Origin of the sequence: Kaistia algarum (assembly GCF_026343945.1) — a bacterium.
GTDB lineage: Bacteria > Pseudomonadota > Alphaproteobacteria > Rhizobiales > Kaistiaceae > Kaistia > Kaistia algarum.
This window is the reverse complement of the sequence record NZ_JAPKNJ010000002.1, coordinates 481,014-491,566: the sequence shown is the minus strand read 5'-3', so window position 1 is coordinate 491,566 and position 10,553 is coordinate 481,014. Positions and strand designations below refer to the sequence as shown.

At 64.7% G+C, this 10,553-nt stretch carries 10 protein-coding genes; 8 read left to right on the top strand and 2 right to left on the bottom strand.

From position 1 onward, the window contains the following. Positions 1-9 precede the first annotated feature (9 nt). Complete coding sequence (locus OSH05_RS15610; RefSeq protein ID WP_104219002.1) at positions 10-1,074, top strand: phosphotriesterase family protein; 1,065 nt, start codon at positions 10-12, stop codon at positions 1,072-1,074. Between the two features lie 31 nt (positions 1,075-1,105). Here OSH05_RS15610 and OSH05_RS15605 read toward each other — a convergent pair whose 3' ends face one another. Further along, positions 1,106-2,002: a PfkB family carbohydrate kinase gene (locus OSH05_RS15605; RefSeq protein ID WP_104219001.1), complete on the bottom strand. Its 897-nt coding sequence runs from the start codon at positions 2,000-2,002 to the stop codon at positions 1,106-1,108. 26 nt (positions 2,003-2,028) lie between these two features. On the opposite strand from OSH05_RS15605, the gene OSH05_RS15600 reads away from it, so the two are divergent. Genes OSH05_RS15600 through OSH05_RS15575 form a run of 6 tightly spaced genes read left to right on the top strand, consistent with a single transcriptional unit; the run spans position 2,029 to position 7,429 of the window. Then, entirely contained in the window at positions 2,029-2,883 is an 855-nt protein-coding gene (locus OSH05_RS15600; RefSeq protein ID WP_104219000.1) for a BtpA/SgcQ family protein, read from the top strand. Then, complete coding sequence (locus OSH05_RS15595; RefSeq protein ID WP_104218999.1) at positions 2,880-3,548, top strand: TenA family protein; 669 nt, start codon at positions 2,880-2,882, stop codon at positions 3,546-3,548. The genes OSH05_RS15600 and OSH05_RS15595 overlap by 4 nt, the downstream gene beginning before the upstream one ends. Continuing rightward, positions 3,545-5,008, top strand: a complete 1,464-nt coding sequence (gene hydA, locus OSH05_RS15590; protein ID WP_104218998.1) for a dihydropyrimidinase — start codon at positions 3,545-3,547, stop codon at positions 5,006-5,008. Before OSH05_RS15595 ends, hydA begins: the two co-directional genes overlap by 4 nt. Further along, positions 5,005-5,379 carry a RidA family protein gene (locus tag OSH05_RS15585; RefSeq protein ID WP_207778745.1) on the top strand — a complete coding sequence of 125 codons (375 nt, stop codon included), beginning with the start codon at positions 5,005-5,007 and terminating at the stop codon, positions 5,377-5,379. The genes hydA and OSH05_RS15585 overlap by 4 nt, the downstream gene beginning before the upstream one ends. Positions 5,380-5,391: 12 nt before the next feature. Continuing rightward, positions 5,392-6,189, top strand: a complete 798-nt coding sequence (gene allE, locus OSH05_RS15580; RefSeq protein WP_165801576.1) for a (S)-ureidoglycine aminohydrolase — start codon at positions 5,392-5,394, stop codon at positions 6,187-6,189. Beyond that, positions 6,176-7,429 carry an allantoate amidohydrolase gene (locus OSH05_RS15575; protein WP_165801575.1) on the top strand — a complete coding sequence of 418 codons (1,254 nt, stop codon included), beginning with the start codon at positions 6,176-6,178 and terminating at the stop codon, positions 7,427-7,429. Before allE ends, OSH05_RS15575 begins: the two co-directional genes overlap by 14 nt. A 39-nt stretch (positions 7,430-7,468) precedes the next feature. On the opposite strand, the gene OSH05_RS15570 is transcribed toward OSH05_RS15575, so the two are convergent. After that, entirely contained in the window at positions 7,469-8,668 is a 1,200-nt protein-coding gene (locus tag OSH05_RS15570; protein ID WP_104218996.1) for a mandelate racemase/muconate lactonizing enzyme family protein, read from the bottom strand. A gap of 441 nt (positions 8,669-9,109) precedes the next feature. On the opposite strand from OSH05_RS15570, the gene OSH05_RS15565 reads away from it, so the two are divergent. Beyond that, positions 9,110-10,441, top strand: a complete 1,332-nt coding sequence (locus OSH05_RS15565) for an ABC transporter substrate-binding protein (protein ID WP_104218995.1) — start codon at positions 9,110-9,112, stop codon at positions 10,439-10,441. The last annotated feature ends 112 nt before the right edge of the window (positions 10,442-10,553 follow it).

Genomic DNA, 10,553 nt, shown 5'->3' with positions numbered 1-10,553 from the left:
GGGAACCCGATGAGCGAATTATCGGAAACGCATGTCGGCTCGGGCAAGGTCATGACCGTGCTCGGACCGATCGCGGCCAGTGACCTCGGCATCACGCTGATGCACGAGCACATCCTCAACGACTGTACCTGCTGGTGGCACAAGCCGAAGGACAAGGAACGCCGCTTCCTCGCCGACAGTCCCGTGACGATGGACATCATCGGCGAACTCCGCATGGATCCGTTCGTCAGTCTCGACAACATCACCCTTAACGACGAGCGCGCCGCGGTCGAGGAGTTGAAGCCAGTCGCCGCGCTTGGCGGTAAAACCGTCGTCGATCCGACCGGCGTCGGTGTCGGGCGCGATCCGCTGGCGCTCCAGCGGATTTCTCGGGCGACGGGCCTCAACATCGTCATGGGCGCCGGCTTCTATCTCGAGACCTCCATGCCGCCCGAAGTGTCGGACATGAGCAAATCGGACATTGCCGACAAGATCGTTGGAGAAGCGATCGAGGGAGTGAACGGCTCCGGCGTCAAGGTCGGGATCATCGGCGAGATCGGCGTCTCGGCTGACTTTACGCCCAATGAGCGTAAGTCGCTCCGTGGCGCGGCGATCGCCCAGAAGCGCACCGGCCTGCCGCTCATGGTGCATCTGCCGGGCTGGTTTCGCCGGGCGGACGAGGTCCTCGACATCGTCGAGGAGGAGGGCGGAGACATCCGCCAGACTGTGCTCTGCCACATGAACCCGTCCTGGCATGACAGCTACTATCAGCTGAGGCTGGCGGCCCGTGGCGCCTTTCTCGAATATGACATGGTCGGCATGGATTTCTGGTACGCCGACCAGGGCGTGCAGTGCCCGTCCGACGATGAGAATGCGCGCGGGATCAAGGTGCTGATCGACGCGGGCTTCGGCGATCAGGTGCTTGTTTCGCAGGACGTGTTCCTGAAGATCATGCTGACCCGCTATGGCGGTTTCGGCTACGCCTATATCCAGAAGCACTTCCTGCCGCGGTTGAAGCGCCATGGCGTCACGGATCCTCAGATCCAGGCACTGATGGTCGACAATCCGCGCCGTGTCTTCAGCACCGGCAGCTGACATGCCCCTCGTAGCGCATGGCGGCCTTGCTTCAGGCTGTGGCGAAGATCGCTTCGATCTCGGCTTCCGACGGGAACGCCTCCAGCGTGCCCTTGCGCTGGACGGTCAGCGCCGCCGCGCGATTCGCGGCGGCGACCGCCGCTCGCAGGGGCAGCTTGCGGTGATGCAGCCCGCCGATCATGACCCCTGTGAACGTGTCTCCGGCCCCTGTGGTGTCCAGAACGGTAACCGGCATGCCGGGGATGGCGTCTTCGATCCCGACGCCGCGCAAGACCGCGCCGCGACCGCCGAGCGTCAGCACGACCGTTCCCCGGCTCCGGCGGCTGAGACCTTCGGCGATCTCTCCCGGTTCGCCAGCCCCGCCAAGCTGGAGCGCCTCGCCTTCGTTGAGCACGAGAAGGTCGATGAGCGGCAGCAATCCGGCGAAGCCGGCCTGCATCGGCGAGGGATTGAGGATAGTGACGACGCCCTGAGCCCTCGCGGCCTCCAGCGCGGCCTTCGTCGCATCAAGCGTCAAATTGCCCTGGAGCAGCAGCCCATCGCCATGGCCAAGCCCTTGAAGAGCCGCGCGAGCCATCGCCGGCTCGATCGAGCGGGCAGCCGCCGTGGTCGAGGCAATGGCGTTTTCACCGTCTCCGGCGACGAAGATCAGCGACCGGTCGGTCGGCTCGTCGACACGCAGCAAGCCGCCCGTATCAAGGCCGGCCCTGACGATGGCCGCTGCGACCCAGTCGCCTTCGGCGTCGCGTCCGATCGCGGCGACGAGATTAACGGGCGCTCCCGTTCTCGCCAACACGATCGCCTGGTTGGCGCCCTTGCCGCCGAGATCGCGAGCCGGCGGCCCGACAGCGACGGTCTGGCCGGGAGACGGCCAATCCGTGACAGCCATCGATTCGTCGATCGTTGCGTTTCCTAGAACCAGAAACATTCAAACGCCCATGTGGAGTGAAGCAGGTGTCGCCGATATCGCATAAAGATAGAAGCATTATCAAGACAATATTCGGAAGGCGACAAGTAATAATCGGAGTTGTTCATTGCCCGCCCATGCCTGGAACGCCGAGATGGCGATCCGGAGAGTTCAAGGATACGATCAATAGAGCTGTTTCGGATGCTGTTGCTTATGTTTCGGGTGGTGTGGATGGTTTGATTGTCGAGAACCATGGCGACATTCCATTTCTGAAGCCAGATCAGATCGGCCCTGAGATCAGCGCCGGCCTTGCCATCATTACCGACCGTATTCGCCAGAAGCTCGACGTGCCCGTCGGCATCAACGTGCTCGCCAACGCCGCCATTCCCGCGCTCGCGATCGCCAAGACGGCCGGCGCCTCCTTCGTTCGCGTCAATCAATGGGCCAATGCCTATGTCGCGAATGAGGGCATCATCGAAGGTGAGGCCGCGACTGTGCTGCGCTATCGGGCGGCGATCGATGCCGCCGATATTGCCGTCTTTGCCGATGCGCATGTGAAGCACGGCGCCCATGCCATCGTTGCCGACCGTTCAGTGTCGGAACTGGTGCGGGATGTCGAGTTCTTCGATGCCGACGCGGTGATCTGCACCGGCCAGCGCACCGGCGATGCGGCGTCCTTGGACGAGATCCGCGAAATGCGCGCCGCGACCAGCCTGCCGCTGCTGGTCGGCAGCGGGGTGACGCCGGACAATATCGGGACCATGCTGCCGCTGCTCGACGGCGTGATCGTCGCCAGCACGCTGAAGCATGACGGCGTCTGGTGGAACGATGTGGAGGAGCGGCGAGTAGCCGCCTTCATGGACCGCGTCCATGCGATCCGCGAGATGGGACCGGCAGCATGAACGATAACGACAACAAGGGTTTCGTGCCGCTTTCTGAACAGATCCGCGCCGCCAATCTCGACGTTTGGGACACGATGCAGGCCCATCGCTTCGTCACGGACATCGAGGCCGACCGGCTGAGTGACGAGGCCTTCAAGGCCTATCTCGTCTATGAATGCGACTTCGTCGAAACGGCGATGCTGATCTTCGGCCACATGCTGGTGAAGGCCCCGAGCCTTGCCGAGCGGCGCTGGCTCGCCGGGGTGCTGCAGGCGCTGGCGACCGAGCAGATCGGCTATTTCGAGGCGACCTTCAAGGCGGTGGGCGTCACCGGCGAAGACCGCGCTAAGCCGCTGCCATCCTCGGTTTTTGCCTTCCGCGACGGCATGCTCGCGATCGCCCGTGACGGCGATTATCTCGACGGCGTCGCGATCATGCTGGCGGCGGAATGGATGTACGCAACGTGGTGTTCGCGGGCTGCCGGCAAGCCGATCACCAACCCGGTTCTGAAGCGCTGGGTCGATCTCCATGCCGAGCCGGAGTTCCTGGCGCAGGCCGATTGGCTGCGGCGGCAGATCGATGCGGCCGGCCCGGCCGAGGCCGACAGGTTGGGCCAGCGGTTCCGCAAGGCGCTGGAACTGGAGATCGCGTTTCATTCGGCGCCGTTCGAGGGAGATGAATCATGAGCGCCGAATATGATCTCGTCATTCGCGGCGGAACCCTCGTCACGTCGACCGATGTCTTCCGCGCCGACATCGCCGTCCAAAATGGCCGCATTGCCGCCATTGGCGAAAATCTGTCGGGCAAGCGGGCGATCGATGCCGACGGCCTGCTCGTCATTCCGGGCGGTGTCGACACCCATTGCCATCTCGACCAGGTCGAGCCGGGCATGGGTTATGGCGCGCAGGATTTCGTCACCGGCAGTCGCTCCGCCGTTCTTGGCGGCACGACCTCGGCGATCTCGTTCGTTTCGCAGTTCAAGGGCGAGCCGATCCGCGAGGTGCTGGCCGAGACGCTGAAGCGTGGCAGGCGGTCGATCATCGACTATTCCTTCCATCAGATCCTCGCCGACCCGACCGACGACGTGATCGCGGAGCTGCCGGCGATCATCGCCTCGGGCATCCGCAGCCTGAAGGTGTTCCTGACCTATGACGCGATCCGGCTCGACGACCGGCAATATCTCCGCGTGCTGGCGGCGGCGCGGCGGGAAGGGGCCATGGTGGCGGTCCATTGCGAGAACTATGACGCGATCGGCTGGCTGACCGAACAATTGCTCGCCGCCGGGCTGACCGCGCCGAAATATCACGCCTGGTCGCGGCCGAAGGTCGTGGAGCGGGAGGCGACGTACCGCGCTATCGCGCTGGCCGAGCTGGTCGATACGCCGATCCAGGTCTTCCACGTCTCCTGTGCCGAGGTGGCGGAGGAGATCGGCCGCGCGCAGAGGCGGGGCCTGAAGGTCTGGGGAGAGACCTGCCCGCAATATTTCACGCTGACCGCCGCCGACATGGACCGACCGGGCCTCGAAGGCGCGAAATATATGTGCAGCCCATCGCCACGGGACGAGGCCGACCATGAGGGCCTCTGGGAAATGATGCGGCAGGGGGTGATTGACGTCGTCTCCTCGGATGACAGCGCCTTCAACACGACCGGTCATCACGCCAAGGACCAGAACGGCCCCAAGGCTCCGTTCAGCGCCATTCCGAACGGCGTTCCGGGCGTTGGCGCGCGCATGCCGCTGCTGTTCTCGGAGGGCGTGGTGAAGGGCCAGATCGATCTGCCGACCTTTGTGGCGCTATCGGCAACCAATCCGGCACGGATCTATGGCCTTGAAGGCCGCAAGGGTTCGCTCATGCCCGGCGCCGATGCCGACATCGTGCTTTGGGACCCGAACAAGAAGCAGACGATCACCAATGCGCTGCTCCAGCATGGCGTCGACTACACGCCCTATGAGGGGCGCGAGGTCACCGGCTGGCCGGTCATGACCATCCGGCGCGGCGAGATCGTCATGCAGGACGGTCAGATGGTCGCCGCAGAAGGATCGGGGGCATTCCTCGCACGCGAACCCTATGAGCTGGCGCGCCCGCTCGGGCGTCTCGCGAACGGCTTCGACGCCGCCTCCTATGATACACCCGGAGCCGCGAGATGAGCGACATCACGCGACTTCCTGTCGAGGACATGCCGGCAAAGAGCCGCGTCGCCACGTACAACTTTCCCGGCGGCGGTTTCCTGTGGTGCGTCGCCACGGCGCGCGATCTCACGCTTGACTTGCCGGGGCAGACGGCCGACGCGCTCGCCGTCATAGACACCTATCTGAGCGACCACGGCCTCGACCGCACGCGCATCGTCAAGGCCGAGATCGTCGTTACCGACCATGGCCGGAAGCCTGAATTCGACGCGGTCTGGTCGGCCTGGATGCCGGCCGGATACGGACCGGTGCGCTCCTTCGTGCAGTCGGTCATGCCGGATGGCGACCTCGTCGAGATCATCGTGACCGCCGCCTTTCCCGCGACCACCTGAGGAGGACGACCCATGCATCCGCGCGACATACCGGTGAAAACGGGCCGCATCCACCCCGGCGCCTTCGGGCACAATCGCGGCGTGGTTAAATCGAACTACGCGATCATGCCGCCCGAGGGCGTCATGGACTCCTATCTTCCCAATTGGGAGAAGACGGTGATCCGCTTCCAAGCGGCTCCGCAGCTGGGCGCCCGCTTCGCGCAGGCGCTGATCGAGATCGAGCCCGGCGGCGGCACGCGCGCGCCAATCGCCGATGCGCTTGAACGTTTCTTCTATGTGATGGGCGGCGCGGTCGATCTCGCGATCGAGGGATTGCCGCCCGCAAGGCTGGAGCGCGAGGGCTTCGCCTATGTGCCGGCGGGTACCCGCTTCTCGATGGCGAGCGCCGAGGGTCAGCCTGCGGCCGTCAACGGGCTGAAGCGGCCCTATGAGCCGGCCGACGGCTTTGGCGCGCCCGAGCCGATCGTCTCGCGCCGCGCCGATGTTCCGGTCGTCAACGTCAACGGCACCGAGGGGCGCGGCTGGCAGCATCTCCTGCCCTATGGCGACCTGCGCTTCGACATGGAGATGAACATCCTCTCCTTCGAGCCGGGAACCTATTTCCCCGATGTCGAGACCCATATCAACGAGCATGGCCTCGTCATGCTGGAAGGGCAGGGCATGTATCTGCTCGGCGAGGATTGGCACGAGGTCTGGCAGGGCGACTTCATCTGGATGGGTCCCTATTGCCCGCAGCTGTTCTATCCGACCGGTTGGGAGCCTTCCGCCTATCTGCTCTACAAGGACGTCAATCGCGATGTTCGCTTCTGAGGCCTATCCCGGGTCGGCGGGATGGGTGATGGCGCGCCTCGACGCGCTGGCGGCCTTCACTGACGAGCCGGGCCGGATCACGCGGCTCGCCTTCTCGCCCTCGCTCGATAGCGCGAATGCCGAACTCATCGGCTGGATGCGTGCCGCCGGTATGACGGCGCGTATCGATGCGGCGGGCAATGTCGTCGGCCGCTATGAGGGCTTGCAGCCCGACAGGCCGGCGCTGCTGCTCGGCTCGCATCTCGATACGGTGAGGAACGGTGGCCGCTATGACGGTGCGCTCGGCGTTGTCGCGGCGCTCGCTGTCGTCGAGCGGTTGGCGAAGGCTGGCGAGCGCTTGCCCTTCGCGATCGAGATCGTGGCCTTCGCCGACGAGGAGGGCGTGCGCTTCGGCGGCACTGTCCTGGGCAGCTGGGCGCTCGCCGGGCGCATTCCGGAGGGCTGGCGCGAGCGCGTCGATGGCGACGGGGTCCGGGCCGAGGACGCAGTGCGCGCCTTCGGCGTTGATCCGGACGAGGTTCCTGCGGCGAGCCGCGCCGCAGATCCGCCCTTTGCCTATGTCGAACTGCATATCGAGCAGGGGCCAATACTGGAGCAGGAGAATTGCGGGCTCGGCATCGTGACGGCGATTGCCGGAGCGTCTCGGCTTCTGGTGACGGTGGCGGGCCAAGCGGGCCATGCCGGCACGGTGCCGATGGCGCTGCGCCGCGATGCGCTGGTCGCGGCGTCGGAATGCGTGCTGGCCGTCGATCGGCTAAGCCGAGACAAGGGCGCGGTGGGAACGGTCGGGCATCTGCGCGTCGAGCCGGACGCCGTCAACGTCATTCCCGGCCGCGTGCGCTTCTCGGTCGATATCCGCTCTGGCGACGATGCGGAGCGGAAAATACTGCTCGCCGAGATTCGCAAGGCCTTCGACGCGATTGCTGTTGCGCGCGGCGTGGGTTTGGCCGTCGAAATTACCAGCGACACATCGGCGGTTCCCTGCGCGCCCGTCGTCGTGGAGGCGATCGGCGATGTCCTGGCCGATATGGGCCTGCCACGCCTCGAACTCGCCAGCGGCGCGGGTCATGACGGCATCGCCATCAGCTCGATCGCGCCGATCGGCATGATCTTCCTGCGCTGCGTCGGCGGTGTCAGCCATGATCCCGCCGAGGCAGTGGGCGTTGACGATGTGGCGCTCGGCATCGAGGCGCTGGAAAGGGTGTGCCGGCGGTTGGGGGAGACTTCGACTTGCCTTTAGCCCGCCCCTGGAGGGCGGGTTAAGGGAACTCCCCCGAACTCACGCCTTGCCCGACACCCGCCGGACTACCGTGAAACGCTTGTCGAGGTCCGGGTTCAAGTCGAGGCCGAGGCCGGGCTCGCGGCCGACCGATATCATGCCGTTCTCGACCTTCGGCACGACGGTGACGATGTCCTTGTACCAGGTGCGGTAATAGGCACGCACGCTCTCCTGGAACACGGCGTTGGTGGCGTTCAGCGACAGATGCGTCGAGGCGGCCAGCACCACCGGTCCCGTGCAATCATGCGGCGCGACGGGCAGGTGCCAGGCCTCGGCCATGCCGGCGATCTTCTTGGCCTCGCTGATCCCGCCGCACCAGGAAATGTCCAGCATCACGACCCCGGCAGCGCCGGTCTCCAGCAGGTCGCGCACGGCGAAGCGGCTGCCCAGCGTCTCCGAGGCGCAGATCGGCGCCGTCGAGGCTTCGGCATAGCGCTTCAGGCTGGCGAGGCTGTCCATCTTGATCGGATCCTCGTGCCAGAAGGTGTTGTAGGGCGCCAGCGCCCGGGCGATCGTCATGGCCGGCAGCAACTGCCACATCGAATGGAACTCGACCATGATGTCCATGCGGTCGCCCACACGCTTGCGGATCTTCTCGAAGGGTTCGAGCGCTGCCTTCAGATCGGGACCAGAAATATAGGTGCCCTGCGTCTTCTCGGCCGCCATGTCGAAGGGCCAGATCTTCATCGCCGTGATGCCTTCGGAGAGCAGATCCTCGGCGAGGTCGTCGGCGCGCGTCAGGAAGGAATTCAGATCGTCATAGCCGTCCGTGGCGTTGCCGAGGCCGTAATTGGCAACCTTCTGGGCGCCGCCGGAACGCATATAGGTCGTGCCGGCGCAGGTGTTGTAGGTGCGGATTTCCTCGCGGGCGAAGCCGCCCAGCAGCTGCGCGACTGGCTGGCCGACAGCCTTGCCGAAGAGATCCCAGAGCGCGATGTCGATCGCCGAATTGCCGCGCACCTCGGCCCCGGTCGAGCGGAACCCGAGATAGCCGACGAGATCGCGCGCGATCGCCTCGATCGCCAGCGGATCGCGGCCGATGAGCTTCGGGGCCACGGATTCGTGCAGATAGGCCTCGACCGTCTCCGGCAGGAAGAACGTCTCGCCGAGGCCGTAAAGGCCTTCATCGGTGTGGACCTTAACCCAGAGCAGGTTGGCGAATTCCGTGACGCGCAGCGTCTCGATGCCCGTGATCTTCATGGTTGCTCTTTCGCTGCTATCGCCGGTGGCCGGTCTTATGGGTGCAGGGATGCGTTTCCGAGGTGGTCGATTGGTGGAGACTTTCGCCTCGGCGGCAACCTCTGGCGGATGGCACGCCGCTACGACGGAAGCGAGCCAAGTTTTTGGTATAGATCGGTTCTGATCTGTCAACGGACCGACGCGGCATTCGATGGATCCGGCGCGGTTCGAGCCGATGAGGCGCGGAATCGTTCCACGCGACGGACGTATCGCCGGCACGGTCAGGAGCGGATTCGGTCAGAACGCCGTTCTAGCATCGCCATCATAATCGGAACGAATTTGCGCAACTCCCCAACCAATGGAAAGCCTGTGCGTTGAGGAAAGTCCGGTCTCGGCTGAAACTGAAACCAGATTTCAGAAGACCGCTTCCCGGATGGGGCAGGCGGCAAGGAGATGGGCGGGATGACCAATACGACGAACTTTCTGCGCGGCGGGCTGAGCCGCCGACGCTTTCTGCTGGCGAGCGTGGCGGGAGCGGCGCTGCCGCTGGTCGGGCGCGCCGGAGCGGCCTTTGCCGCTGACAAGAAGCTGGCCGGGCAGTCGCTGAACCTGCTGATCATCCAGTCGCATGCCGTCACCGGCAAGAAGCTGGCGGAGGATTTCGAGGCTGCTACCGGCGCCAAGGTGAACGTGACCATCGTTCCCTATGACCAGGTCGGCGCCAAGGCGACGCTTGACGTGCAGTCCGGCGTCAACGATTTCGACGTTCTCGACTACTGGTACACGAATATCGGTCAGCTGGCCGAAGACGGCATCGCCGAGGACGTGACCGAATGGATCGAGCGCGACAAGGCTGAGATCCAGCCGGACGACTACATCCCGCTGATCTACGACACCTACACGCTCTATGACGGCAAGCGTTACGGCCTGCCCTATGACGGCGATTCGCACCTCCTGTTCTACAACAAGGAGATTCTCGACCGGAACGGCGTCGCCGTGCCGAAGACCTGGGACGAATATCAGGCTGCGATCCAGAAGATCACGGAAGCCGAGTCGAAGAATGGCGTCTATGGCGCGGCCGTGCTGGGCGGCAAGGCGCCGATCATCATCGGCTCCAGCTATGCCAACCGTCTCGCCGGCTTCGGCGGTACCTTCCTGAACGAGGATGGGACCTCGGCGCTCGACAAGCCGGCGGCGCTGGAGGCGGCGAAGGCTCTCGTTGCCACCAATCCCTATGCGCTGCCGACGCCGCTCGAGACACGCTTCGAAGAAGGTCTGCCGGCGTTCCTGGGCGGCAAGGTCGGCTTCATCGAATTCTGGAGCGATCTCGGCGTCTATGCGCAGGATCCGAAGGGCTCCAAGATCGTCGATAAATGGGGTGTGACGCAGATCCCGGTCGGCGGCGCCAATGACAAGCCGCGCCTGGCACTCAATGCCGGCTTCGCCTTCGCGGTTTCGTCGGGCTCGAAGAAGAAGGAAGCGGCCTGGGAACTGATCAAGTTCGCCGCCAGCCCGAAATACCAGGAAGAGCTGATCACGCTGACCGGCTCGGGCATCGATCCGGACCGCAAGTCGCTGCTCTATTCCGACAAGTACAAGGCGTTCGCGCCGCAGGTTCAGTCGGCGCTGGCCGGTGCGCTGGAGAATGCGCTGCCCTGGCCGACCACGCCAGCGACGCCGAAGCTGCAGCAGGCTTTGGCCGACGAACTGGCGCTGGCATTGGCCGGTTCTAAGACACCCGAGCAGGCGATCGCCGACGCACATGCTGCCTGGCAGCAGATCATCGGCTCCTGAGCCTGGTCGGATATGACGATCCCGCCCGCTTCACAGCGGGCGGGTTTCGCTTTTGAGAATGCGTGCAGACCCATGGCCCCATCTGCTTTCCCGGCAGCTTTCAACCTGCGCC

Bases quoted from the DNA above. Each gene is read 5' to 3' on its own strand.
- allE (WP_165801576.1), top strand. From the start codon at position 5,392: ATGCATCCGCGCGACATACCGGTGAAAACGGGCCGCATCCACCCCGGC.
- OSH05_RS15575 (WP_165801575.1), top strand. From the start codon at position 6,176: ATGTTCGCTTCTGAGGCCTATCCCGGGTCGGCGGGATGGGTGATGGCG.
- OSH05_RS15565 (WP_104218995.1), top strand. From the start codon at position 9,110: ATGACCAATACGACGAACTTTCTGCGCGGCGGGCTGAGCCGCCGACGC.
- OSH05_RS15570 (WP_104218996.1), bottom strand. From the start codon at position 8,668: ATGAAGATCACGGGCATCGAGACGCTGCGCGTCACGGAATTCGCCAAC.
- OSH05_RS15595 (WP_104218999.1), top strand. From the start codon at position 2,880: ATGAACGATAACGACAACAAGGGTTTCGTGCCGCTTTCTGAACAGATC.
- OSH05_RS15585 (WP_207778745.1), top strand. From the start codon at position 5,005: ATGAGCGACATCACGCGACTTCCTGTCGAGGACATGCCGGCAAAGAGC.
- OSH05_RS15610 (WP_104219002.1), top strand. From the start codon at position 10: ATGAGCGAATTATCGGAAACGCATGTCGGCTCGGGCAAGGTCATGACC.
- OSH05_RS15605 (WP_104219001.1), bottom strand. From the start codon at position 2,002: ATGTTTCTGGTTCTAGGAAACGCAACGATCGACGAATCGATGGCTGTC.
- hydA (WP_104218998.1), top strand. From the start codon at position 3,545: ATGAGCGCCGAATATGATCTCGTCATTCGCGGCGGAACCCTCGTCACG.